General features: G+C 52.4%; 21 protein-coding genes. 12 read left to right on the top strand and 9 right to left on the bottom strand.

Translation table 11 applies throughout. From position 1 onward, the window contains the following. Window positions 1-4: 4 nt before the first annotated feature. Entirely contained in the window at window positions 5-910 is a 906-nt protein-coding gene (locus tag CLV60_RS02955) for a sugar phosphate isomerase/epimerase family protein (RefSeq protein WP_106593863.1), read from the top strand. Window positions 911-1031: 121 nt separating this feature from the next. Here the strand turns inward: CLV60_RS02955 and CLV60_RS02960 are convergent, their stop codons facing one another. Together CLV60_RS02960 and CLV60_RS02965 are read right to left on the bottom strand one after the other, a co-directional pair. Next, window positions 1032-3449: a TonB-dependent receptor domain-containing protein gene (locus tag CLV60_RS02960; protein WP_146151515.1), complete on the bottom strand. Its 2418-nt coding sequence runs from the start codon at window positions 3447-3449 to the stop codon at window positions 1032-1034. Window positions 3450-3524: 75 nt separating this feature from the next. Then, complete coding sequence (locus tag CLV60_RS02965; RefSeq protein WP_106593865.1) at window positions 3525-4595, bottom strand: helix-turn-helix domain-containing protein; 1071 nt, start codon at window positions 4593-4595, stop codon at window positions 3525-3527. Window positions 4596-4808: 213 nt separating this feature from the next. Here CLV60_RS02965 and CLV60_RS02970 point away from each other — a divergent pair, with 213 nt between their 5' ends. The 4 genes from CLV60_RS02970 to CLV60_RS02985 all read left to right on the top strand — a co-directional run bounded on the left by CLV60_RS02970 (window position 4809) and on the right by CLV60_RS02985 (window position 9668). Then, on the top strand, window positions 4809-5147 hold the full coding sequence (locus tag CLV60_RS02970; RefSeq protein ID WP_106593866.1) for a PadR family transcriptional regulator: 339 nt from the start codon (window positions 4809-4811) through the stop codon (window positions 5145-5147). 1 nt (window position 5148) lies between these two features. Beyond that, entirely contained in the window at window positions 5149-7764 is a 2616-nt protein-coding gene (locus tag CLV60_RS02975) for an ABC transporter permease (RefSeq protein WP_229210789.1), read from the top strand. A gap of 328 nt (window positions 7765-8092) precedes the next feature. Next, window positions 8093-9133, top strand: a complete 1041-nt coding sequence (locus CLV60_RS02980) for an LLM class flavin-dependent oxidoreductase (RefSeq protein ID WP_106593867.1) — start codon at window positions 8093-8095, stop codon at window positions 9131-9133. Window positions 9134-9248: 115 nt separating this feature from the next. After that, window positions 9249-9668, top strand: a complete 420-nt coding sequence (locus CLV60_RS02985; RefSeq protein ID WP_106593868.1) for an SRPBCC family protein — start codon at window positions 9249-9251, stop codon at window positions 9666-9668. 70 nt (window positions 9669-9738) lie between these two features. Here the strand turns inward: CLV60_RS02985 and CLV60_RS02990 are convergent, their stop codons facing one another. Further along, entirely contained in the window at window positions 9739-10311 is a 573-nt protein-coding gene (locus CLV60_RS02990) for a cupin domain-containing protein (protein WP_106593869.1), read from the bottom strand. A gap of 333 nt (window positions 10312-10644) precedes the next feature. On the opposite strand from CLV60_RS02990, the gene CLV60_RS02995 reads away from it, so the two are divergent. The 4 genes from CLV60_RS02995 to CLV60_RS03010 all read left to right on the top strand — a co-directional run bounded on the left by CLV60_RS02995 (window position 10645) and on the right by CLV60_RS03010 (window position 14563). Beyond that, a complete protein-coding gene (locus tag CLV60_RS02995; protein WP_106593870.1) occupies window positions 10645-11667 on the top strand; it encodes an AraC family transcriptional regulator in 1023 nt (340 codons plus the stop codon). A 54-nt stretch (window positions 11668-11721) separates the two neighbouring features. Continuing rightward, the gene (locus CLV60_RS03000; protein ID WP_106593871.1) at window positions 11722-12822 is read left to right on the top strand and encodes a sensor histidine kinase; all 1101 of its coding nucleotides are present in this window, start codon (window positions 11722-11724) and stop codon (window positions 12820-12822) included. Next, the gene (locus tag CLV60_RS03005) at window positions 12819-13592 is read left to right on the top strand and encodes a LytR/AlgR family response regulator transcription factor (protein WP_106593872.1); all 774 of its coding nucleotides are present in this window, start codon (window positions 12819-12821) and stop codon (window positions 13590-13592) included. The genes CLV60_RS03000 and CLV60_RS03005 overlap by 4 nt, the downstream gene beginning before the upstream one ends. Before the next feature lie 230 nt (window positions 13593-13822). Continuing rightward, window positions 13823-14563: a helix-turn-helix domain-containing protein gene (locus tag CLV60_RS03010; protein ID WP_106593873.1), complete on the top strand. Its 741-nt coding sequence runs from the start codon at window positions 13823-13825 to the stop codon at window positions 14561-14563. 72 nt (window positions 14564-14635) lie between these two features. On the opposite strand, the gene CLV60_RS03015 is transcribed toward CLV60_RS03010, so the two are convergent. After that, window positions 14636-14995, bottom strand: a complete 360-nt coding sequence (locus CLV60_RS03015; RefSeq protein ID WP_106593874.1) for a winged helix-turn-helix transcriptional regulator — start codon at window positions 14993-14995, stop codon at window positions 14636-14638. Between the two features lie 125 nt (window positions 14996-15120). On the opposite strand from CLV60_RS03015, the gene CLV60_RS03020 reads away from it, so the two are divergent. From CLV60_RS03020 to CLV60_RS03030, 3 genes are all read left to right on the top strand, one after another. Beyond that, window positions 15121-15813 (top strand): DUF8817 family protein, encoded by a 693-nt coding sequence (locus tag CLV60_RS03020; RefSeq protein WP_106593875.1) that lies wholly within the window; start codon window positions 15121-15123, stop codon window positions 15811-15813. 121 nt (window positions 15814-15934) lie between these two features. Continuing rightward, the gene (locus CLV60_RS03025; protein ID WP_106593964.1) at window positions 15935-17728 is read left to right on the top strand and encodes a DUF885 family protein; all 1794 of its coding nucleotides are present in this window, start codon (window positions 15935-15937) and stop codon (window positions 17726-17728) included. A 23-nt stretch (window positions 17729-17751) separates the two neighbouring features. Next, window positions 17752-19302, top strand: a complete 1551-nt coding sequence (locus CLV60_RS03030; protein WP_106593876.1) for a M61 family metallopeptidase — start codon at window positions 17752-17754, stop codon at window positions 19300-19302. On the opposite strand, the gene CLV60_RS34195 is transcribed toward CLV60_RS03030, so the two are convergent. From CLV60_RS34195 to CLV60_RS03050, 5 genes are all read right to left on the bottom strand, one after another. Beyond that, window positions 19277-19417 (bottom strand): hypothetical protein, encoded by a 141-nt coding sequence (locus CLV60_RS34195; protein WP_170118702.1) that lies wholly within the window; start codon window positions 19415-19417, stop codon window positions 19277-19279. The genes CLV60_RS03030 and CLV60_RS34195 overlap by 26 nt on opposite strands. Beyond that, the gene (locus CLV60_RS03035; protein WP_211302178.1) at window positions 19414-19920 is read right to left on the bottom strand and encodes a DUF6934 family protein; all 507 of its coding nucleotides are present in this window, start codon (window positions 19918-19920) and stop codon (window positions 19414-19416) included. The genes CLV60_RS34195 and CLV60_RS03035 overlap by 4 nt, the downstream gene beginning before the upstream one ends. 81 nt (window positions 19921-20001) lie before the next feature. Continuing rightward, entirely contained in the window at window positions 20002-21387 is a 1386-nt protein-coding gene (locus tag CLV60_RS03040) for an aminopeptidase P family protein (protein WP_106593877.1), read from the bottom strand. A 105-nt stretch (window positions 21388-21492) separates the two neighbouring features. Beyond that, on the bottom strand, window positions 21493-23076 hold the full coding sequence (locus tag CLV60_RS03045) for a RagB/SusD family nutrient uptake outer membrane protein (protein WP_106593878.1): 1584 nt from the start codon (window positions 23074-23076) through the stop codon (window positions 21493-21495). Window positions 23077-23096: 20 nt separating this feature from the next. Next, on the bottom strand, window positions 23097-26096 hold the full coding sequence (locus CLV60_RS03050; protein ID WP_106593879.1) for a SusC/RagA family TonB-linked outer membrane protein: 3000 nt from the start codon (window positions 26094-26096) through the stop codon (window positions 23097-23099). Window positions 26097-26114 lie beyond the last annotated feature (18 nt).

A 26114-nucleotide genomic window follows, 5' to 3' on the forward strand; every position in this document is an offset into this window, starting at 1 on the left:
GGCGATGCTTCGAAAACTGATCGCAACCTGCGCATTACTACTCGTGCTGCTGTCATTTCCGACGGTTTCAGCGCAAAAGAAGAAAGGCACTGACAACATTTATGCCCGGCAGAACCTTATTGCCTGGTGTATTGTCCCATTCGATTCCAAGGAACGCACCCCCCAGCAGCGCGCCGAAATGCTGAACAAGCTGGGTTTTACCATGCTCGCCTACGACTGGCGCGAGAAGCACATTCCCGAATTCGATGCCGAGCTGGAAGCATTGAAAAAGCACCACATCAAATTGCAGGCATTCTGGCTGTATTCGGGCCCGAACCCGGAAAACGATCAGAATCTGCCCATTATCCTCGATCTGCTGAAACGGCATAATGTGAAAACGGAGATCTGGTGTATGATCGGCGGGATTAAAGACATGGACAAAATGACCCAGCAGCAAAAGGTGGAGGCTGTGGCCAAACCGGTAGCCTACATTGCGGATAAAGCCGCGGAAATCGGCTGTACGGTAGGCCTTTATAACCACGGCGGCTGGTACGGAATGCCGGAAAACCAGCTGGAAGTGATGAAATATCTCAAAAGACCCAACATTGGGATCGTCTATAACCTGCACCACGCCGAGGAGGACATTGAACGTTTCCCCAAGTTCTTCCCCAAAATACTGCCGCATTTAATGGCCGTGAACTTAATGGGACTTAAAAAAGGAAATCCCGTGAAGGTTGTGCCCGTAGGCGAGGGCGATGCGGAAGCGGAAATGATCCGCATCATTCGCGACAGCAGCTACCGCGGCCCGATCGGCATTATCAACGAAGAAACCGCCCCGGATGCCGAGGTAGGGCTGACAATGAATGTCGATGGATTGAAGAAAATATTGAAGGCGCAGGGGGATGTTGGGGCGTTGAGGACTTATGAGTAGTCATGTGTGGTCATAAGCGGTCAAGGTTTGTCAGAAATAGTCAGAATAGCCCGTTTCAAATTTGACAATACCTGACTATCCATGACGACACCTGACTAACCATGACCACACATGACCATATTTACCGCGCCCGGTTCTGTTCCGATTCGCCCGTTGATTTACTGTTAAACGTAATTTTTCCCGACCGCCCGAACCGGTATATCGCGCTGATGCCGAAGAATGCGGTGGAATAGGTGCGGTGATAATAAATGTTGGTTGCGCCGACGCTGTATTTGCCGTGAACGTGGCTTTGGTGGAAAATATCGTTCGCGGTGAGCCTGATTTTCAATGCGTTTTTCAAAAAGTCCTTCTCTATGCCCAGGGTTACCGTCGACCGGCTGAAATCATTGTAAAGTCCCTGCGACCTTTCGCTCAGGTACCAGGCCATGAGCTGGATTTTAAAAATATGGTTTACATCAAAGGTATTGCTGGTGTAGGCATAAAGTTGAGGCCTGGGTTTGAGTATTTCGAACCCATATTCATTGTCGATCAGGTTGTTGCGGCTTACCGTGATGGTGTTGGTCGTGTTCCACCATGCGATGCTGAATGTCGCTGAGGCGGTCATGAAGAGGGAATGCTCCCGCGCGAGGTTAATCCCTTTTAAAATGTAGCTGTTGGGTGAATCGCCGCGTAATGCAGCCCCGCTGATCTTGTCTTTGGTGTAGGTATAACCCGCGCGGACGTCGAGCTGCTTGTATTGCAGGCCGGTTTCGAAAGTATGGATCTTCTCGGGCTGCATATTGGGATTCCCCTCGATGGTCGTGAAGGGATCCTGGTAAATTACAAACGGATTGAGTGCCTGATAGCGTGGACGGGTAATCTTTGAAACGTAGGAAATGCGGCTTTGCAGGCCATTCGGGAAGTTTTTGCTGATAAACAGATTGGGGAAAACATTGAAGTACCTGTCCCCGATAACCTGGCCGCCACGAGCAGTGGTATTGAGCGAGTAATGGGTGTATTCGCCCCGTACACCGACACCGAAAAGTACCTTGTTTTTCATGGTCCCTTGATAATTGAGGTACGCGGCGGGTACTTTCTCGCGGTACCGGAAGTTGCTGCTCAGGCCCGGATCGGGCACGAACGGGCCGTCTTCGGTGGAAACCATAAAGTCGGTTCCGGAGCCGTTATCGGCGTAGCTGAACTTCGCGCCGGTTTCGAGCTTGCCGCCATTGCGGAATGCTTTCGTATAGTCGAGCTGGGTGCTGGAAATGTTGATGCGGACGAGCACGTCGTTGACCAGGTTGCGCAGGCCGGTGCTGTCGCCGGTGCGGCTGCTTTCGGCAATCCGGTCGTGCTGGTCGGTTTTAAAGCGGGCATATTGGGTACCGATAAACAATGCAGAGCCGAGCGTGTCCAATGCGTGTTGGAAATTAAGGGTAACGGCATGGTTCCAGCGTTCTTCGTCCTTGGCAATGCGGCTTTGGTAGAAGCTGCTGCCCTTCTGGTCGGTGAGCGCATTGCTGCTATTCTGGTTGCCGCCGAGGCTGTTGAGGTTTCCCTTGTAACTTAATGATAAATAGCTGTTGGCATTCAGGTTCCATTGTGCACCTGCACCGAAATTGGAATAGTTCCGCAATTTGCGCTGCCAGTCGGTCGTGAGATCGGAGTGGAGGTATTCGGTGGGCGAGGGGCGGGTACGCGTGGTGTGGAGTACTTCACGGTTGTTGCCGGTTTGGAGGGCATAGTTGGCCTGCAACGCCAGCTTGTTGCGCATGTACTGGGCATCCGCGAGGGTATTGAGCTCACTGCCCGCAAATTGGGTATAGGCATATTGCTGGGTTACTGAGCCCGTCATACCGCCGTCGACAACCTGTTTTGTAATGATATTGATCACCGCTTTCCCCTCGGCATCGTATCGGGCAGAGGGGTTCGGGATCACTTCTACCCGGGCAATGCGGATTACGGGAATGGCTGCCATTTGTTCATAGGTAATAGCCTGACCATTCAGGAAAATCAATGCCTCGCCCCGCCCAGCCACACCTGCCCGGCCATCGGTGAAGATAATGCCCGGTGACCTCCCGAGCAGCTCGGTAGCGGATGTGCTGCCGGCCAGAATGCTGCCTGTTACCTGGATTTCAGTGGTGCCGTTGGCGCCTTGCCTCACGAGCGGCGCCTGCCCGCGTACGGTCACGTCCGCGAGTGCGTGCGCATGTTCACGCAGGAGGATCGTACCGAGGTCGATCTGCGTCCGGCCGTTAGGACTGATGACGATCACGGTATCCGCTAGACCGACGCTGCTCAGTCTGATGGTAGTAGGTTCGCGCGTAATGCCGGTGAAAGTAATGCGGCCGTCCTCGAATGGCGCGCCTTGGAGCAATGTGGAATCGGGCAGGTCAAGCAGGCGGGCGTACACGGCGACTGGCTGCCCGTTTGCACCGACGGCCCTACCCGAAATCGCGTAACGGTGCTGGGCAATGGCTATTTGTGTAAACAGGAAAAGGATGGAGAAAATGATGCCGGAAAGCTTCATGGCTGTGACAATGGATATGGTTTGATGCAAAAATCCAAAGCCTGCCGTTTGGGGAGGTGTGCAAAAGGCAAATCAGGAGTACGGATTTATAAATTCGTACCGTCTTTAATCCGTAATGGGTTGGTTGATAGTTAATTGATAGGCGGAGGGAGTAGTGCCCTTTACCTTCTTGAATGCAGCAAAAAAAGTGGATTTGGAGTTGAAACCCACCTCATAACCGATCGCTTCGAGCGTCAGATGCTGTTCGGTAGCCATCATTTTACAGGCTTCGGCAATGCGCCACTCATTGATATACGTCGTAAAATTCTTGCCCAGGCCGTCGTTCAGCAGGGCCGAAAGCTGGTGCCCCGAAACCTGTATTTCACGCGAGAGTTCATGCAGTTTCAGGTCGGGATTTTTGTAAATAGCTTTTTCGCTCATCAGCTTTTCCAGCTTGCCCAGCCATATTTCGGCATCACTTCCGCTGAGTTTTTTAGCGACGGGTTTGTCGGGTAAAAGCAGGAACAGCTCGTCGGTTTTCTTTTTGTAAATCACCAGCGTGATCATCAGGTAAAGGATAAGCGAAAACGCAATGGACCCGCTGATGTACGAAGCGAAAGGAGCATTGATCAGCGAAGAAAAATACAAAAGGAAGATCAGCACGTTGCCCAGGAAAATCATGGAGATCCACGTTTCGGCGGGCTTCATGACGTAGGAGCGGTGGAACAGTTTTCGGAGCAGGCCGCGGATCGTCAGGCCGGATGCCACCAAAAAACCAAACCACTGCACGTAAATCAGCCTCGCGATCACTTTGTTCCATAAAACCGGGTATTCGGAATAGGGAAGGGCAATGCCTACGCAGAGTGTCAGTACGGCCAGCGCCGCGAGCGTCCAGGTCCAGCCCTTGGGCGTCTTTTCCAGGGGTATTACGGCCGAGCGCACGAAATAGTACAAAAACGGTCCGATGAAGAAGCAGGCGGAAAGACCGATCTGTAAATATATCTTGGGCAAGCCTCCGTCGAAATACAGGCACACCGACTTGGCGATCCTTACGCTGGACGCCAGCAGCAAACCCGCCAGGAAGTTATTGGCGAGGTATTTCTTTTGCGTGAAAAACAACAGGAATATCCCCAGCAGAATGCCGTTGAAAGCACCCAGCGCACTGAAAAAGAACAGGAGCTCCTTGCCTATATCCATAAAACAGAACCGATTGTATCCCAAATGTAACTGTTTGGCCACCGGTTTTCAAGCACTATCTGCGACTTGTCCGCTTTGATGCCAAGGATGTTCGGAATCGGACATTCATCGCTTTATTAAAATGCATAAAAACAGTTCCGGGATAGCTACAAGCGCGTTTTTAAATTCTGGCACAGCATTTGCCCGACATAATCGGAATAAATACTTTTAGCCATGAAAAGAGCATTTTTAGGAGAACTGGAAGAAGTCGTGTTGCTGACGGTTGCGGTGCTGGCGGAAGAAGCCTACGCCGTAACCGTCGCACAGGAGCTCGACCAGAAGACCGGGCGGGCCGTGGGATTCAGCACCGTGCACACTACTTTGCAACGAATGGAAGAGAAAGGGTACCTGTCGTCGGAAATGGGAGGGGCCACTGCCGAACGGGGAGGGCGGCGCAAACGCTTTTTCCGCGTGACTGCCTTTGGCCGTAAAGCATTGCGGGAAGCGAAAGAGGCGCGGGAGACGTTGTGGAATGCGATGTCGCCGCAGACACTCCAATTAATGGGAAACTGATATGAGCCGGACACCGCACGTTCTCCCTCCACGCTGGGCCACCTGGCTGCTCGCACGCTGGTCGCACCCCGACACCCGCGAAGAATTACAGGGCGATATGTTCGAAATGTACAGCTACTGGCTCGAAAGCCTGGGCAAACGGGCCGCCGACCGGAGATATGCCCTCGCGGCCATACGCCTCATGCGCCCATTCGCGCGCTCGAAACGCGCAAACGACTATTCCGAAACCTATTCATTCAGTCCAGCCATGATCCAGAATTATTTCAAAATCGCATTTCGCAACCTTCTCAAAAGCAAAACATTTTCTGCCATTAATGTCCTTGGGCTGGCGCTCGGCATGGCTTGCAGCCTTATGATCATGCTATGGATCCGCGACGAACGGGCCGTGGATGCCTTCCATGCGAATAAGGATCAGCTGTACCGCATTTACATGCGCGAGTATTTCAGTGGGAAAGTGCAGGGGGTGATCTGGACACCCGGGCCGCTGGCCGACGAGCTGAAAAAATCGGTGCCGGAGATCGAAATGAGCACGCCGTACTCGTGGACGATTCCTCAGACGTTTTCTGTCGGCAATAAAATAAACAAACAGGCAACCAACTGGGTGAGCGGCGATTTCTTTAAAATGTTTAGTTACAAATTGCTGCAAGGAACACCTGCCGGGGCGTTGCACGACAAGAGCAACATCGCCATTTCGCGTAACATGGCCGAGGCGTTTTTCGGAAGTCCGGAGGCGGCTATGGGAAAGGCGATCCGCTATGATAATCGCAAAGAAATGACCGTGTCCGCGGTTTTCGAGAACGTCGGGCCCAACAGCTCGCTCCAATTCGATTGCCTCATGACCTGGGAGGCCTACGTCGACGACAATAACTGGGCTATGCACTGGGGCAATACCGACCCGCTCACGTTTTTTAAATTGCGTAAAGACGCCGATCCTGCCAAAGTGGAAGCAAAAATGCTCCATCTGCTCGATAAGACCGACCGCGACGGCGACAAGCCGTATAAGACACAGCTGGCCATGCAGCCTTTTCATGAATATTACCTCAACAGCACCATCAAAGAGGCGAAAATGGATGGCGGACGCATTGAATATGTACAGCTATTCAGTTTTGTAGCAGTATTCATCCTGCTCATTGCCTGTATTAATTTTATGAACCTTGCCACGGCCCGTTCGTCGCGGCGGGCAAAGGAAGTGGGTGTACGGAAGGTGGTGGGCGCCATGCGTTCGATGCTGGCCGGGCAGTTTATGGGTGAAGCGTTCCTGATATCGGTGCTTTCGGTGGTATTGGCGGTAATGCTGGTAGCTTTATTGCTGCCTGCATTCAACAGTCTCACCAGCAAGCAAATGACGCTGCCGTTTTCGGAGCCGATGTTCTGGGGTGCGATTGCGGGGCTGCTCGTCGTGACAGGCCTGCTCGCGGGAAGTTACCCTGCATTGTTCCTCTCGTCGCTAAATCCTGTCCGCATTCTCAAAGGTGCCCTGAAATTCGATTCGAGCTCGGTGTGGGTGCGGCAGGGACTGGTCGTGTTTCAGTTCGGGCTGTCGGTGATCCTGATTGTCGGGATGATCATCATTTACAAACAGGTAGGTTTTGTGCAAAACAAAAACCTGGGCTTCGATCGTGAAAACCTCGTGTACTTCCCCATCGAAGGTGAGCTTTTTAAAAAATTCAACCTGCTGCAAGAACAGCTGACGCAGGTAGCGGGCGTGAAACAGGTCTCACACATGACCGCCAATCCCGCGTCCAACGGGAACGGTACTGATGGCATTACCTGGCCCGGCAGTGATCCCAGCGCCCCGGTGAGGTTCACACCGGTAGGCATAGGTTATAATTTTACCAAAACGATGAACCTGAAAATGACCGATGGCCGCGATTTCTCCAAAGACTTCCCTACGGATTCATCGGGGGTGATTGTCAATGAAACGGCTGTAAAAGTAATGGGCCTCAAAGACCCGGTAGGCCGTGAAATGAAGTGGGGGAATTCGAAAGTCCGGATTGTGGGTGTGCTTAAAGACTTCCATTTTCAGTCGCTGCATACGGCTATCCGCCCGCTGATCGCCTACCTCGGTGCGCGAGAACCGCAAGGGAGTGTGATCGTCCGCATTCAGGCAGGCAAAACACCCGAAACACTGGCCGCTATTGAGCGGATATGCAGGAAACTGAACCCCAACGTCCCGTTTACCTATTCATTTACAGATCAGGAATACGCCCGCCAATACCAGAGCGAGCAGATCGTGGGCAAACTGGCGGGTTACTTTGCGTTCCTGGCGATATTCATTTCCTGCCTTGGGCTGTTTGGCCTGGCTGCATTCACCGCTGAGCAACGGACCAAGGAAATCGGCGTTCGTAAGGTGTTGGGCGCATCGGTAACGGGTATAGTGGGATTGCTTTCAAAAGATTTTCTCAAACTCGTCGTCATGGCCATTGTATTGGCTTCGCCGGTAGCCTGGTATATTATGAAACAGTGGCTGCAAGGGTTCGCTTACCAGATCGACATCGAATGGTGGATGTTCGCGCTGGCGGGCGTGATAGCCGTGCTGATTGCCGTTTTTACCATCAGTTTTCAGTCGATTAAGGCGGCGATGGTGAACCCCGTGCGGAGCTTGCGGAGCGAGTAGGCCGCAGGCGGCCTGACGGTTGACGGCCGACCGCAGACGGCCGACCATAGACCATGGCCGGCCGCAACACATCTGACCCGCATTTGACAATACCTGACCCTTATTTCCCGATTCAAATGACCAGTGAGTCGTAGTCCATGGTCTATTGTCCATGGTCTACGGTCGGCCGTCGGCGGTCCGCGGTCGGCCGTCAGCCGCAGCCCCTCGCTATACTTTTGGATACTGCGCTGAACGAGCAAATCCGGAATCTATACGATGTATCGGCGGTTGTGTTTTTGACGCTGCGATAAAGTCGTCGCGCGAAACAAAGACGAAAATCAAACAGGAAATGGAAATAGGAATCAGCATGTTCGGGGATCTTGCATTTAACAATGAGACCCGTTCTTTTCAGTCGCCGCAGGAGCGCTTGCAGGATATGTTGGAGGAAATCAAGCTCGCCGACGAGGTTGGGCTGGATGTGTTCGGGATAGGTGAGCACCACCGGCCGGATTTCGCGGTTTCAACGCCTGAGATCATTCTGGCGGCGGCGGCCTCGGTGACCAAGAATATCAAACTCACCAGCTCGGTAACCGTATTGAGCTCTGCGGACCCGGTGCGGGTTTATCAGAATTTCTCAACGGTAGACCTCATTTCAGGCGGTCGTGCGGAGATTACCGTAGGCCGGGGCAGTTTCATCGAATCGTTCCCGCTTTTCGGGTATGATTTGAATGACTACAATGGCCTGTTTACCGAAAAGCTGCAATTGCTGAAAGAAATCAATGAAAACGATGTGATTACCTGGAAGGGCAAGTTTCGCGCAACGCTCGACAGGCAGGAGGTTTTGCCACGGGCTGTGAACAATAACCTGGAAATATGGGTGGCGGTAGGCGGTACGCCGCAGTCGGTGGTACGCGCTGCACGGCTCGGACTACCGTTGATCATCGCCATCATCGGAGGCATGCCGTCACAGTTCAAGCCGTTTTTTGAATTATATAAAACCGAATACCTGGAAGCAGGCCATGATCCTGCCAAAATGCAGCTGGCTACGCATTCCCACGGGCTGGTGGGGCCGGACGGAAAGGCATTGAGCGATCTGTACTTTCCTTCGTATGCTGCACAAATGGACCGCGTCGGCCGCAGCCGCGGATGGGCGCCTTACACGCGTGCGCAGTTCGAAGGCGGGCAAAGCCGCAGCGGTGCATTGTTTGTGGGCGAGCCGAACGAAGTGGTGGATAAGATACTTTACCATCAGGAGATGTTCGGGCTTACGCGCTTTCTCATGCATACGGACGTGGGTGCACCTGCGCATAAGGATTTGATGAAGTCGATCGAACTGCTCGGAACGCATGTGGCACCGGCAGTAAAAAAGGCTCTGACAGTGAATCAATGACGTTTTTGAAGCGGGTGTCGCAAACGCACCCGCTTTTTGTCGCAACAGGCATCGCTCCGTTTCCCGGAAACCCGGCAACTTTGTAACATCAATCATCACTAAAAAACACAAAGAAATGGAAGCGACAACACAACCTGTAACTGTACAAGCGAATATCAATGCACCGGTAGCGGACGTCTGGAATAAATGGAATGCGCCGGAGCACATTACCCAATGGTGTTTCGCATCCGACGACTGGCATGCCCCTTTTTCTGAAAACGACGTGCGGGTAGGCGGTAACATCAAAACGACCATGGCTGCGAAGGACGGCAGTTTCAGCTTCGATTTCGGCGGTACCTACACCGAGGTGGAGGAAAACCGTTACCTGGCCTACACCCTGGGCGATGGCCGTAAAGTGACCGTTCTGTTCGAACAGGATGGCAACGGTACCAAGGTAACAGAAACCTTCGATCCGGAAAATACGCATCCGGTTGAGTTTCAGCAGGCCGGCTGGCAGGCGATTCTCGATAACTTCAAGAAGTATGCGGAGAAATAATTCAAAGCGTTACGTGCTCTGATAAACAGGCGGCCCAATCATTCCGATTGGGCCGCCTGTTTTGCTATTATTAAATACAATACTTTTTAACCATATCGATGTCGTATCCTTTCCTGCATGCAAGCCGGTAGAGCATGGGCAGGAACGGGTTGATGAATGCCTGTTTACCGGCAAGCCGCATGTCGCTGATCATCAGCACCACCGACGCCCGCAAAAGATCGTCCCAGGTCTTGATTTCCGACCTGCCTTCGTTGGCCAGGCCATAAAGCATTCGCAATGAATACTCAAAACCCTCATGGCCGGGCTCGATCATGACCCGGAAGCGGATGGGCTTTGAGCCGGGGTTCGCAAAATTATGGGCGACGCCGATGGGTACCGTGTATTGTTCCCCGGGTTCGAGCAGCAACTTGTTCCTGCCGATCTGCACTTCGAGTGCGCCTTCGATGGGAATGAATGTCTCCGTAAAATTCAAATGCCTGTGCAGGCCATTGCCGCCGCCGGGCCGCAATTCGATCTCCATTTCCGAGAACCTGTTGCCGCTTTCAGCCGCAGTCGTGACGAAGGTTACAGTGTATTCGGGGTTGGAAATGACGCGTTGGAGAGGCTTGCGTTCAATGACTTCCTGTCCGGTAAAAGTTTCCATGGCTGTTTTGACTAGTTTTGATTGATAGTACAAAATAACCTGGGCCGCCGCAGGCAATCGATGACGTTTCGCGCCAGGAATGTGACACTTTACGCCAAGTGAATGGTCAGGAATGGTCAAGTGTGGTCAGGAGTGGTCAGGAATAGTCAGGAGTTGTCAAGAGTGGTCAAGAGTGGTCAGGAGTTGTTAAGTATTGTTTTGATTATTGAGGATTTCAAACAGACCCATGACTATTCCTGACAATCATTGACCACACCTGACTATTCTTGACCACATCTGACCATTCGATCATCGCTGCGGTGACTCTGTCAAGCATTCAAAATTAATCTCCATATGTACGGAACCGTCCGTGTTTTGCGGAATATCATTTACGCCGCCGCCGAAAAGGGGGGCGACCTGCATAAACTTTGCGCCGCATTGGGTATCCGGCCGGGTGAGCTGAACGACGCCGAAAAACGGATAGAAGGCTTGCGTCCGATCGTCGATTTGTGGAGAGAGGTCATTGCCGCTACGGGGGACCCGATGTTCGGTTTGCATTTGGGACAGGTTAATAATCCGTCTATTTTTGGTGCGCTGGGTTATCTGATGCAAAGCTGCCGGACGTTGAAAGAGGCTTATGCAGAAGTTGTTAAGTATCAGCAGACGGTTTCGGGCTGGATATCTTACGACGCGGTAGCAGGGAAGGAGCTCGAATTGATTTTTAGGGTGAACCCGGTTTGGCAGGAGGCTTCCCCCGAAACCGCCCGGCAGGCGGTCGAAATGGCGATGGGGGGTGTCTGGAACTATATGTACATTCTTACGGGCAAAAAAATATACCCGCTGCGGGCGGAGTTCGCTTACCGGAGTCCCGTGTCACGGATCAGCTATGAGGAGGTATTCAAATGCCCGGTAGCTTTTGATAAACCGCAGAATAGGGTTGTTTTTGAAGGGCGGGTGGGGGATATGCCGCTCATTAGCGCTGACGAATCGTTATACGCCTCATTTGCGCAGATCCTTCGTGAAAAAACGGCTGTCGGGGGCCAGTCGGGCAGGTTTGGCGGGCAGGTGAGAACAATTATCGCGCGTGATTTCGGTGGTAAAATTCCCTCGCTCGAAATCATTGCCGCGCATATGAACATGAGCGAGCGCTCGTTCCAACGGCGGTTGCAGCAGGATGGTGAGAGCTACCGCTCACTGGCTGCGGAAATGAAGAAGGAGCTGGCTGTAAATCTTTTGCAAAATACCGACGCGACGGTGCATGCGATTTCGGAGGTTTTGGGCTACACCGAGCCCAGCGCATTCCACCGCGCATTCAAAAGCTGGACGCATACCAGCCCCGCCCGGCAGAAACACTCGCTTGGCTCATCGGAAAAATAGTAGATCACAGTTCATCCTACTTTATTACTTTTGATGTTCAGAATTCAAAAGTAAATGCAATCCCGAATAACATCCCGTCTCACCAACCGCCAAAAATGGGAACTTGGTCTGGGCTTCGCGGTCATATATGTGCCGATACGCATCTATATGAACGTTTTGCAGATCGATATGCCCATCTTCTGGCATCGCCTGCCGTTGTGGACAATGGAGCTGTTGTTCAGCATCGCCTTTTTTATTCTGTGGATCAATGTCATAGAGTGGCTTCAATACATTACTTCCCGCTTTCTGGGGGAGGATTTTCCCGAACGTTTTCGCGTGGTGAACCAGGCCATTATGCTGGTGGTGGCGATTGGCCTGGCCATGGTGTTCAATCATTGGTACCGCTACCTGTGGCACTGGATGGAGGCGGTTTTTGAAAAAGGCAGTTTCGATGTGCTGCCCATTACGCTGAACAAAACCCCCGTGCTGAAACAGCGGGCCAATACGAGTATTACCGTGCTGGCGCTGATGGCGGAGTATTACCTAGCGGCCAACAAGCGCGTGTACGAGCGCCTGCAAAGGGTGGTGATCAATGAGGAGCGTTTGCAGAAGGAGAACGCAACGGCCCATTTCAACGCATTGAAAAACCAGGTAAGCCCGCATTTCCTTTTTAATAATTTCAGCGTGCTCACGACGCTGGTGGAAACCAACCAGGAGCTTTCCGTCAAGTTTATCAACCAGCTCTCCAAGGCCTACCGGTATATCCTGGAAAAATCGGTGTACGATTCCATTAAGCTGGCTACGGAAGTCGAGTTTCTCGAAACCTATATGTTCCTGCTCATGATCCGGTTTGAGAACAAGCTCAGTCTGGACATCCGGATTTCCTACCAGGAAAAGGATAAATACTCGATCGTGCCGCTCACTTTACAATTGCTCGTGGAGAATGTGGTGAAGCATAACCGGATGTCGACCAGCAATCCGCTGCTGATCACGATTGGCGTGGAAGACGATTACCTTGTGATCAGCAACCCGCTGCAAGTACGGGAGTTGCCCGAGTCGTCCACGCGGCTGGGTCTTCAGAATATTGTGAACCGCTATAAATTGCTGATCGACAAGCCGGTGATGGTCGACAAGACCGACGGCTGTTTTACCGTTAAAGTGCCGCTGCTTTCATGAATGTGCTTATTATAGAAGATGAGTCGCTGAGTGCCAACCGGTTGGAAAGTCTGGTTGGGAAATATGATCCCAAAATCAATGTGATGGCGAAATTGTCGTCGGTCAGGGAGAGTATCCAGTGGCTGAGCGATGCCGGTAACATACAGCCCGACCTGATTTTCATGGATTTGCATTTGGAAGACGACCTCGCATTCAAGATTATCGAGGAATTGAAACTGACAATTCCGATCATTTTTACGACGGCCTATTCCGAATATACACTTAAAGCATTCAAAGCCAATGGTATCGACTATCTGCTCAAACCGGTCGATAAGGTGGAGCTCAGCGCGGCGATCGATAAGTTTGTGACTTTGCATGCCAAATCCGCAGCTACTCCCGCACCTGATTTTGCCGCATTGATGGCGATGTATCAGTCGGGTAATGAGGAAGGTTACAAAGAGCGCTTCCTTGCATCGGCAGGTCCGAAGCTTTTCAGCATTCGTACGACCGAAATCGCCTATTTCACCATCGAGCAGAAGGCGACGTTCCTCCGGACGTTCGACGGGCAACACCTCGCGATGGATTACAGCCTGGATAAACTGGCGCAAATGCTTGATCCCAAGGAGTTTTTTCGCATTAATCGCTCGCTCATCATCGCATTGAACAGCATCCGCTCCATCTACACCGTTTCGGCAGGCAGGTTAAAGCTGGAACTGACCCCGGCCACCGCGCAGGAAGTGTTTGTGAGCGGCGACCGCATGGCCGACTTCAAACAATGGCTCGGTAAATAGCTCCCACTGGTTTTCGTTCTTCCTCCCAAAGCGGGCATTCGGCTCCGCAAATCCGGCATTGGGCACCTTTGATTTTTTGGTTCGGGTATTGGTAAACATCTTTGGTTACTGACTGTGTTTTTGCGAAAACCAACAGTAAGTTGACCATAAACCTAAACCCTGTGTTTCGTGGACGTCGCGAAAGGCGGACACGGGATGAGGTGACTATTCCTAAACCCTTCTTCAACGTGATGAAAGAACTCAATATCGATCAGACCCTGAACCTGGTAAGCTGCGAAGCCCGCGAGCTCGAACAGTCATCGCGCTATGGCGGCTTGTTTGGTATTGCATTTGTCACGGAAGGGGAAGGTGTTTTGTCCTGCGACGATGATTCGTGGCACTACGAAGAGCAGGCGATCTTTCTCCTTTCCCCCGGCCACCCAATCCATTTCAAGTCCTTTTACAGGACCAATTTGCTTACTATCTTCTTCGATCCGTTCCGCATCGCCGGGGCGGCGGATCCACTCAACAGCTTCACAGGCATGTTCCGGGCCGTGCGCGACCTGTTTTCGGTGCCCAGTTTCCTGCGGCCGAAGGAGCTCCGCAACGAAACCGACCGACTGGCGGTTACACACCTCGTACGACTGATCGAAACAGAACTCGGGCATTTGCAGGACAGCAGCCGCGAGCTCGTCGCGAATTCGGCTGCATTGCTGGTCAATCTCGTAAAACGTAACCTGCCGGATACGCAGCGCACCGAAACCGGCACACAGTACAGCGAGGAAACCGACCGCGTGCTCAGCCAGGTGCGTAAAATGTTGGAGCAAACCGACCATCTTACCATTCAGGAAATAGCCGCTGCGATGAATATGTCGCAGTACAACCTTAATAAACTGGTGATCAAAGGTACCGGCGAGACGCTTAAGGCGATTATTTCGCGTTTCCGGGCGGAACTTACGAGCAATAAGCTGGCAGCGACGGCGGACCACTGACCACCGACGGCCGATCTCTGATTGTGGATCGTTTAGTGTTGGTATCGGCGGTCGGCGGTCAGTCGTCAGCGGTCAACTACGCCTCTCTGTGATCTCTCCCGCCTCCAACTCCATCAACTTCCTGCCATAATTTTCCAATGCTTCAATAGCCGGGATCGATTGCATTGCGCGGTCCGTGAGGGCGTATTCTACCCTGGGCGGTTTTTCGCGGAAAATCGTGCGGGTTACCATTCCTTTCTTTTCCAGATCGCGGAGCTGGGTGTTGAGCATCTTGTCGGTAACGTGCGGAATCGCGTTTTTGAGGTCGCCGTAGCGGAGAGGCCCGTTCGCGAGTGCACGGATCACCGGCATTTTCCAGGTACCGCCGATGTACGACATCGCAAATTCAATGGGGCTGTAATACACCCGCTTGTCATGGATGAAATCTTGCATGTTCCAAATTAAAGGAATTGCCGGAGACCGCTTCGGAAGTGTGTCCTTTATCGTCAAAAAAGTATATAAAAGGAATTTTAAAATTCCATAAGCTAGGTTTGCCTGCTGAACCAAACGCCAGTTTTATGGAACAAAAAGATTGGATTACCGTGCCGGTATTACCCTGCAAAACCATTGGCGAGACGCTTGCATTCTGGGAAAATCTGGGCTTTGCGATTACCTACCGGCAGGATAGGCCGTACCAGTATGGCGTCGTTGAAAGGAACGGGCACCAGCTGCATTTTGTGCGCGTGAAAGGGGCCGAGGCGGGGTATACCGGTTGCCTGATGATGGTGCAGAATGTCGAACAGGCGCACACGGATTTTTGTAATGCATTAAAAGTAGGGCTGGGGCGGGTACCCCATACCGGTGTTCCGAGGATTTCGAGGATGAAGCCGGGGCAGTCGCGTTTTACGATTACCGATGTTTCGGAAAACGCCGTCATCGTGATCCAGATGGGCGAAAAGGACCAGGTAGAGTACGAAGATGCCGACCAGGACACGCTGACGCCATTGCAAAAGGCAATTTCGCTCGCTCTGCGCCTCCGCGATTTCAAAGAAGACCATCCGGCCTCCGCAAAGGTGCTGGACATGGCCCTGGCCAAAACGGGCGAGCACGAAACAGCTCAGGAGAAGGCCAAAGCGATTATCATACGGCAGGAACTTGCCCGCGTAATGGAAGATCATGCCAAAGAGAAAGAATGTCAGACAGTGCTCTCCACCCTCGATATCCCCGACGAAGTAACGGAGGCTCTAAGGCGGCAACATATATGGGGCTAACGGTCGGCCGTCGCCGGTCCACACATGCTAAAATCCGTCAATAAATGATTAAAACACGGTACGTTTTCGCGGGGATTTTGGGCTAATTTTGGTAAAATCCAACCTTAATATCCTGAATCCTATGACGCATATGTACGTGACGCGCACGCGTTGGGCGGTTTTTCTTTTTTGCTGGCTGGCGGCTTTCGGAGCAGCGGCACAATCATCCAAATCGAAATTTAACCTATATGAACAAACCAGCGAGGTAGCCGGGCTGGTGATCCAGTACGCGCAGGACATTCGTGCGGTGAAGTACTTTTATGGTCCTATGCCCACGGGTGCACGGGGGCAGCAGGGGGGAGGCTCGGCACTCAATTCGCCGGAGCAGCGGCAAAGGCTGCGGGAGGTCGATAATGGCTATTTAGCGAAGTTGGCGAAAGCGGATTTCAATGCCATGAGCATTTACGGCAAAGTGGATTACCTGTTGCTGAAACGTAATATCGACGATCATTTGCTGACGTTGAGCCAGGAGGAGAAGGAGTACGGGCAAATCGAAAAGTACATTCCGTTTGCGGCCGGAATTTATGAGCTGGAAAAAGGGCGCCGGCGTGGCGCCACGGTGGATGGGCAGGCAGTAGCAGCGAAATTGAACGATTTGCAGAAAGAGGTAAAGCAGGCCGAGGAGTCGTTCAAGAAGCTGGAATCGATCGATATGCCGTTGTCGCGCATGGGCGTGGAGGCGGTAACCGGTCTGGAAGCGCGTTTGAAAAGCACATTTGAGTTTTATAATGGTTATGATCCGCTGTTTACCTGGTGGGTGCCGAAGCCATACAAAACGCTGGACAGTACACTACTCGCTTATTCGAAGCTGATCCGCAGCAAAGGAAAGCTCAATACAACCCAGAAGGAAGATATCAGCGGCATTAAGGGCGTTCCCATTGGTCGGGAGGAGTTGATCCGCCAGTTGGGGACCGAGATGATCAGCTATACACCGGATGAATTGATTGAACTCGCCAACAAGGAATTCGCTTGGTGTGATAAGGAATTGTTGAAAGCGTCAGCGGAAATGGGGTTCGGGAATGAGTGGAAGAAGGCGCAGGAGAAAGTAAAAAACAGCTACGTGCCGGCCGGCACCCAGCCCGAACTGATCCTCAAACTTTACAATGACGCGAAGGAATTTATCCTCAAAAACAACCTCATCGACTATCCTGAAATAGCCGACGAAACCTGGGGAATGCAAATGATGACGCCGGAACGGCAGTTGGTGAACCCGTTTTTCCTGGGTGGAAGGGATATTATCATTTCCTACCCGACCAATACCATGGCGCATGACGACAAGCTCATGAGCATGCGCGGCAATAACCCGTATTTCTCCCGCTCTACTGTGCATCACGAACTCGTTCCGGGGCACCATTTGCAATATTATATGAACAGCCGTTACAAGTCTTACCGTGGCGATTTCCGGACGCCGTTCTGGACGGAGGGCTGGGCGTTGTATTGGGAGCTGCTGCTGTATGACAAAGGTTTTGCCAAAACGCCGGAGGAACGTATCGGGATGCTTTTCTGGCGTATGCACCGCTGCGCACGTATCATTTTCTCGCTGAACTATCACCTTGGGAAATGGACGCCGCAGGAATGCATCGATTTCCTCGTCGATCGCGTCGGCCACGAGCGTGCGAATGCGGAAGGAGAGGTAAGGCGTTCGTTTGAAGGGAATTATAGTCCGTTGTATCAGGTGGCCTACCTCATAGGCGGCTTGCAGCTGTTTAGCCTTAAAAAGGAGCTCGTCGACAGCGGTAAAATGACATTCAAGCAGTTTCACGATGCGGTGATGAAGGAAAACAACATGCCGATCGAAATGGTACGTGCCACATTGACCAATCAGTCGCTGAGATCGGATTTCAAAACCCAATGGAAATTTTACCAGTTTAAGTAATCGTATTTAATCACTCCTGTATCATGAATTTCAAGAACACACAACGCTGGCTATGCCTGCTGGCGACGCATTGCCTGATGATCAGCGCTATCGCGCAGAAGTCCGCGCCAGTGAGGTTCACGGTCGCTATGCCCGAGCCGGCCAATCACACATTTCACGTCACGATGGACTGGCAAGCCGGTGGAGCCGATAGTACCCGACTCAAACTCCCGGATTGGCAACCGGGCTATTACCAGTTGATGGACTACGCTTCGAACATCGATAAGCTGGTAGTAAAGGATGGAAACGGCAACGTGCTCCCCTGGGTAAAATCGGGCAAAAACGGATGGACGATCTCCACGAAGGGGGCGCATAACCTGCGTGCAGAGTATGACGTGAAAACCACACGCAAGTTTGTAGCAACCAGTTACCTGGATGAGGAGCATGCTTACCTGACGCCCGTAAGTTTATTCATGTATGAAGCGGGTAAACTCAAAACCCCATCAGAAGTGACGATTAAGCCATTCGGTGGCTGGAACCGGGTTGCTACCGGACTTGATTCTGTACCTGGAAAGGCATTCACTTACCTCGCCCCGGATTTTGACATACTATATGATAGTCCGTTGCTTGTCGGTAACCTTGAAGAACTGCCTTCATTTAAGGTCAAGGGTATCCCGCACCGTTTTATTGGTTATAAACTGGGGGATTTTGATAGAGTTAAGCTGATGTCGGATGTTCAGAAGATCGTCGAAAATGCGTCGGGCCTCATTGGTGATATTCCTTACAAGCATTACACCTTTATCGCCATTGGCCCGGGGCAGGGAGGGATTGAGCATTTGAACTCGACTACGATCAGTTTCAGCGGTGACCAGCTCAATTCCCGCGGATGGAATGGCATGCTGGGCTTTATCACGCACGAGTATTTTCACCATTACAATGTCAAACGCATTCGCCCCATCGAACTCGGACCATTCGACTACGACAAGGGCAGCAAAACCAATATGCTGTGGGTTTCGGAAGGGCTGACCGTCTACTACGAACCGCTCATTATGCGCGCAGCAGGCCTTATGGGCGAACAGGAGTTTCTTGATTTTTTCAAAAAGCAGATTGCCAATGTGGAAACAAAGCCCGGCCGCCTATTTCAAACCCTCGCGCAAGCCAGCGCCGAAACCTGGTCCGACGGCCCGTTCGGCCGCACCGGTGACGCTGTGAATAAAACCATTTCATACTACCAGAAAGGCCCCGTGGTTGGGCTGCTCTTCGACCTCGCCATCCGCCACGAAACCAAAAACAAGCGCTCGCTCGACGATGTAATGCGGAAGTTATACCAGGATTTTTACATTAAAAAGAGCCGGGGATTCACAGAAGAAGAACTACGATCGACGATCGAGTCGGTTGCAGGTACGAAGCTGGATGAGCTATTCAGCTACATTTATACCACCGCCGAGCCGGATTATAAGAAGTACCTCGGTTACGCCGGGCTGGAAATCGACGTGACGACGGAGAAGCATTACGGGACGTTTGAGATTACGAAAAAGCCGTCGCCAAGTGCTTTGGAAAGGGAGATATTCAGGAGTTGGGGTCGGGGGGAGTAGTATCATCAATCTGATTCCTCAGTGCGATCAGAGGCGCCAATATCTTTCTGGCCTTTTCCAGTTTCTCAGGAAAATGCACTTTACCTTCGAGGTGACTCATGTCTTTAATAATCATTCTGCCGTTTTGATTATCAGATTTATTGTTTTCAGTTCTAGCCATAGTTCCTTGCGGTTTTCTATTCTGGTTAACAGGAATACTTCATAATCTTTTTCTTTGTTAAACTCTTCCCAATAGTTTGACCGACAATATCCAAAAATAACAAATCGCTCCCGAATTTCACGTAAATGGCGAGTGATACTCATGCGATAGAGTCGAGTTCTGGATCTTGTGCTTCCCGTTGCGAGTACCGCGGCTTTGGGATATCGATCGGTAAATTCGTAGACTGTGGCCGCCACGGTAGCCAACACTTTGACGCTGTCTCCGTTATTCGATACAATCATGTCGTCATATAGTACTTCCGATTCGCTGGCATCCCCAAAACCGAGGTTGTAAATGTCATTAGCGTCAACAGGTACATATTCCACCAACTTCCTAATACGACCTTTCGGGCCTTCGCTTACAAATTCAAATATTGTTTTCGAGGCATTGGTATAGTGGTCGTATCTCGGTAAATGCATGGGGTACTAGTGTGAAGTGATGAAAAGGGTTAGCTAAGCGGTCCAAAAGATATTCAAATTTAGCTAACCCCTGAATCAATTTCACCCCCGCAACGCCTCCACAGCGTTCACACTTTTCGCCAGTTCCTTCCCGAGAATCCTGTTACCATTCTCGGTGATCAAAAGGTTGTCCTCAATGCGAATGCCCGTGAAATCGCGGAAAAGTTCCAGCTTTTCATAGTCAATGAATTGCCCGAGTTTGTTCTCTGCTTTCCAGCGGTCGATGAGGGTGGGGATGAGGTAGAGCCCTGGTTCGACGGTGATGACGAAGCCGGGTTCGAGGGCGCGGCCCAGGCGGAGCGATTTCCAACCGAAGGTGGTGCCTTTTTTCAGGTCGTCGGTGTAGCCGACGTATTGCTCGCCCAGGTTTTCCATGTCGTGCACGTCCAGGCCCATCATGTGGCCAAGGCCGCATTGGAAGAAAAGGGTATGCACGTCGTGTTCGATGGCTTCCGCGACGTCACCTTTAACAACGCCCATCTGCTTCATGCCTTCCACCAGCTTGGTGGAAGCGAGTTTGTGAATGTCGTTGAACAAAACTCCCGGCTTACAGGCTGCAATGGCCGCTTCCTGCGCGTTGAGGACTATCTCATACATTTCTTTCTGAATGCTCGTAAATGCCTTGCCAACGGGAATGGTCCGCGTGAGGTCGCCGCAGTAATGCATGGCCGTTTCGGCTCCGGCGTCGCATAAGGCCATCTGGCCGTCACGCAGCGCGAGGTCGCGGGCGTGGGTGTGCAGGATTTCGCCGTTGACGGTCAGGATCACAGGGTAGGAGATGTCGCCGCCTCGCGCGATGGCCATGCTTTGCAGCTTGCCGGCAATTTCCTTCTCGGTCATGCCCGCACGTGTATCGCGCATGAAGGACAAATGCATGTCGACAGAAGTATCCACGGCCTTTTCTAGCTCGATAACTTCTTCTTCCGTTTTATAGGAACGCATTGAAACCACCGCTTTAATGAGGCTCACGGAAGCCTTTTGCGCCGCCTCGGATGGATTGATGTGCAGCCATTCCTGCAATTTCAGGTAATGTTCGCCGCGGTAAGGAGGCAGGAAATGAATGGTTTGACCTTTCGATAATGCATCTTTCAGGAAGCTGCCCACGGCCGCTGCCGGTTTTACTTGGCTTACACTCACTTTGGCGGCTTTTTCAGCGAGGGCTTCCTTCGGGCCGGTCCACACGATGTCGTCGATGGTGAGCTCGTCGCCGAAAATGATTTCACGGTCGTTGTCGAGGTCGATCACGGCGGTCAAAGACGCCTGGTCGATGCCGAAATAGTAGAGGAATGTGCTGTCCTGACGGAATGGATATACGTTGTCGCGGTAGTTCATGCCGCTTTCCTCGTTGCCGAGGAGCAGGATCAGACCATTGCCGAGTTTGGATTGAAGCGTTTGTCTGCGGTTTAAGTATGTTGATTTAGAAAACATGGAATAAAATGGTTTTGGAATACAATTAAAAAATTTGCCCACCGGAGCAAATATAATTCGTCCGGTGAGCAAATAGGAACTACCTAACCCAAATTAATAAATGTATCAGTAACCCAGGTTCTGTTTCAGATTGGGGTTTTTGTCGAGTTCGTTCTGCGGGATCGGGAAGAGCGCGCGCTGGACCGTCTGCGGGCGGTGGTTGAACCATTTCTTGGTTTCATACGCCCCAAATCGGATCAAATCCTGGCGACGGTGCGCTTCGGCGGCGAATTCCCAGCCCAGCTCGTCGAGGAACCGGCCGAACTGAATGTCGTCACCTCCCTGCCGCTCGGTAATCGCGCCATCCACTGCCTGGATCCCGTAATTGTATTTACTTCCTTTCGCGAGATCGGCGGCTGTGACGGTAGCTTTCTCGGGTGCGCCCTTGAATGCACGCTGGCGTACCTGCGTCACAAGCTCCGCCGCCTCGGCCGCTTTGCCGGTGCGCAGCAATGCTTCCGCCTTGATCATCAGTACATCGGCATAGCGCAGGAATGGAAAATCGTTATCCAGACTGCCCGTTGCATTAGGTTTGATTTTGTACTTACCAATGCGGTAGCCATCCGAAGATCCCGTTTTCTCCATGCTTGGAACCGCTTTGTTATAGGTAATCACTACCGCGCCGGTTGCAGCGCTTTTCTGCGGGCCCATGATCCACGTGTCGGCCAGGCGGCTGTCGGCGGCGTCATAGGTATCGATAAACTGGGGAACGGCACAGTTTCCTCCCCAGGGGCCGGCATTCATCGGGTATACGGAGCGACTCAGCGGGTCGAGGGTTTTCATGTGGATCTGGTTGCCGGTTCCGTAAATCTCGTCGTAAGGAATGGCAAAAATGATTTCCTTGGAATTGAAGTTAGTCCATGTGAAAACGTCAGAATAATTTGCATCCAGTACATATTTGCTGCTCTTGATCACATCGTCGGCTTCCTGGATCGCCTTCGCCCATTCGGGTGTGCCCGTGTAGACCTGCGCATTGAGGTAAATTTTTGCCAGAAGCGTTTTGGCCCCCCATTTGTTCATCTGGCCGTAGGTAGTGGCGGCGTTTTCGCTCAGGTTCGGGAGCGATTCCGTCAGTTCTTTTACCACAAAGGCATAAACCTCCTTTCGCGTGCTCTGCTTGGGAAGGGTAACGTCCTTGAAGTCGGTTACAATAGGCACGTTGCCATGATTGTCCAGCAAAAGGTAATAGGCAAAAGCACGCACGGCGCGGAGCTCGGCTACTGTCGCTTCCTTTCCGTTGGCAATGGGCAAATCGCCTTCTGCGATCTGGGACAGCACGCGGTTCACGGTGGTAATGCTGGCAAATGCCTGGCGCCAGGCGTTTTCGGGTTGCCATTGCAGGGCCGTCCAGGTGTGCTGGTGCATGCGTCGGTAAGTTCCGCCATCGTCCCAGCCATTAGGACGTACGGGTGTGATGATCGCATCGGCGGCTTCTTCCTGCAAATCGAAATAGCCCTGCCAGCCGAGCATCAGCGAGCGCAACGACGAATACACCGGTGCTACAATGGCCGGAAGGTCCTTTTCGGTAGGCTGGTAACTGCTTCCAAGCACTTCGGAATACACTTGCTCGTCGAGGTCGGTGCAGGAGTAGAGCGGAGCCCCGGCGAGTAATGCGGCCAGGATCGCGTATTTTATATTTTTGTTTTTCATTAGTTCAAAAATTTTGAGGATCAGAATGTTACGCTCAGTCCGGCTGTGAATGTCCGGGTGGTGGGGTACTTGTCGCGGTAGTCGCTACCCGGTGAGAATCCGGTGAAGCTCACGCCCTCAGGGTCGATACCGGTGTAGCCGGTAATGGTCGCCAGGTTAAGTCCCGACACGAAAATGCGTGCGTTTTTAATGCCTTTGATCGTGTTGGCAGGCAGGGTGTAGCCCAGGGTCACGTTGTCGATCTTCCAGTAATCACCTTTTTCGATGTAATGCGACACATACACAAGGTCGGTATTGAGCACTTTGCCGTCGATCGGATCATAAGCTGTTTTAAGCATATTGTAAGCCTTGTTGCGCGGGTTGTTGTAGAACATGCTCTGGAAGTTCAGGATGTCGAAACCAAATGCGCCGCGCATATTCACAGCCAGGTCGAACTGCTTGTAGCGGATGTTGTTGTTCCAGCCCACAATGTGTTTTGGAATACCATTACCATAATACTGGCGGTCTTCCGGCGTAGCGTCGGCAATAGGGATCACCTCGCCATCCTTGTTTTCGATGAGCCAGGCACCTTTTTCGTCCACGCCTACGCTTTTCCAGACGAAGAAACGGCCGATCGGTTCGCCTACTTTCACGCGGTGTGTGCTCATCTGGATAGGCTCGCCCGTGTAGCCCGCGTCGAAGAAGTCGTTCGCTGCCTGGAACTGCTCGTTCGAAAGGCTCACGAGCTTGTTGCGGTTGGTGGAGTAGGTGAATCCGGTATTCCACTGGAAATCTCCGGTTTGGACAGGCACGATATTCAACAGTACCTCAACCCCCTTGTTCTGCATTACCCCTGCATTGATGAACATACTGCCCGTCAGATAAGGCGGAACCGGAACCGGGAAATTGTAAAGCAGGTCTTTCACCTTGCGGCTGTAAAAATCGATCGATCCGTTAATGCGGTTTTTCATGAAACCGAAATCCACACCGGCATTGTATTCCTCTTTCTTCTCCCAACGCAGGTCGGGGTTGAAGTTACGCGCCGGAACAAAGCCCGGAACCCATTTACCACCGATGAATGCGCCCTGGCCACGATCGAAGTTGTAGCTGATCTGCGACATATACGGACTGTTCGCGATCGTACCTGTTACCCCGATACCTGCACGAAGTTTGATATCCGAAGCCGCACCGAGGCCGCCCATGAAGTTTTCCTTACTAATGCGCCAGCCGATGGACGCCGCCGGGAATGTACCCCACTGGTTGTTCACCCCAAACCGTGACGAGCCCTCGCGGCGAACGCTGGCCATGAACAGGTATTTGTCGTTGAGGCTGTAGGTCAAACGGCCGAAGAAACCGGCGAGTTGCCATTTGTTTTTGGTACTGCTCATACCGGCCTGGCCTTTCTGCAATGCGCCTCCCGCGCCGAGGTTATTCCAGTCGTAGGCGTCGGTCGGGAAATCCCAGTTGTTGGCGGCGAATGCCTCGTAGGTTGCATCCTGCCAGCTATACCCGCCGAGTAATGAGAAGCGGTGTTTGCCGATGGTCTTGGAATAATTTCCGGTGAATTCGAGCAGGTTCTCGTTGTTAGCGTAAGTGTTGCGGAATGCAGTCGCATTCTGGTTGCTCAGGCGGGTAGCCGTGTGGTTAAATGTGGTGGAGCCGCCTTCCAGGTTGCTGTTCTGAACATTCGACACGAGCAACTTGAAGTTCAGATCGTCGATCGGCGCGTAATCGAGGCTACCGGCCATCCGCATTTCTTTGAACGAGCTTTCGAAATTCGATTCGTTGAGCAGCGAAACGGGGTTTTCATAAAAATAGCCATCGCGCTCCTGCCATTTGCCATCATCGGTCCGCACGCGGTCGGTCGGGTTGCGGATAATGGCCTGGCGATAAGCGTAGCCGTAGGCGGCATCGTCGTTCGCCGGGCTCACCGCGCCATTCGACCGGGTAATGCGGTTGATGATCTGTAAGTTGGTTTTCAGTTTGTTGTTGAACATGGAATGATTCAGATCCGCGCGACCGGTGAACCGGTTTTGCCCCGATCTCAGGAATATCCCTTCCCAGTTGCGGTAGTTGATCGAGCCGGTAAGGTTGGTAGTGCTGTTTCCTCCAAAAAACGTGAGGTTATGGTTGTGGCTCACCGGTTTCTGCATAATCTCCGAAAGCCAGTCGGTATTGCCGCCGTAGTCGGTGTAAGCGATGCCTTCCTTGATTTTCTGACGGTAATCGTCGCCGGTCAGCAGCTCGGGACGGCGTGCGATGGTCTGGATATTTACATAATTGGAATACTCGATGGTCGAACGCGAAGCGCCGCGATTTTTGCGCGTCGTGATCAAAATCACCCCGCCGGTAGCACGTGTACCGTAGATCGCCGCCGCCGAGCCGTCTTTCAGCACGTCCACGGATTCGATATCTTCCGGTGCCACGGTATTCAACCCGCCGGGGATACCATCGATCAGGATCAGCGGGTTGGCTGTTCCTTCAATGGAGTTGATACCCCGCAAATTGATCTGCGTGTTGGAGGTAGGGGAGCCGCTGGGCGTGGTAATGCGTAAGCCGGCCACTTTGCCCTGCACGAGCTGCGCCGCGTCGCGCACGGTTCCCTGGATAAAGTCCTCGCGCTTGATACTCGCCACGGAGCTGGTAATATCCCCCTTTTTCTGCGTACCGTACCCGATCACCACCACTTCCTGCAACTGTTTCTGGTCGGGCGCCAGTTCCACATTGAACTCGCTCTGGTTGCCCACGGCCACTTCCTGGCTCACATAGCCGATATAGCTCAGGATCAGCGTTGCGCCCTCGGGCACTTCCAGCTTGAACTTCCCGTCCGTATCGGTGGCGGTACCCACGGTATTTTTCCCTTTCACGATGATGGTCACACCGGGCAGCGGGTTCTTGTCCTCGGCGGACACCACTTTGCCGGAAATCTGTCGGTCGGCGGCGAGCGCCAGGGCATTTTCAGTGAGGAAACAGGCCACCGCGGCCGCGATAAGGCAAAAGCGGTGCAGTTCCCGGATCAGGCGGGATAATGGTCTTTTCATACAATTGGAGTTAGATGG

Source organism: Dyadobacter jiangsuensis (genome assembly GCF_003014695.1).
In the GTDB taxonomy this organism is placed as follows: Bacteria; Bacteroidota; Bacteroidia; order Cytophagales; family Spirosomataceae; genus Dyadobacter; species Dyadobacter jiangsuensis.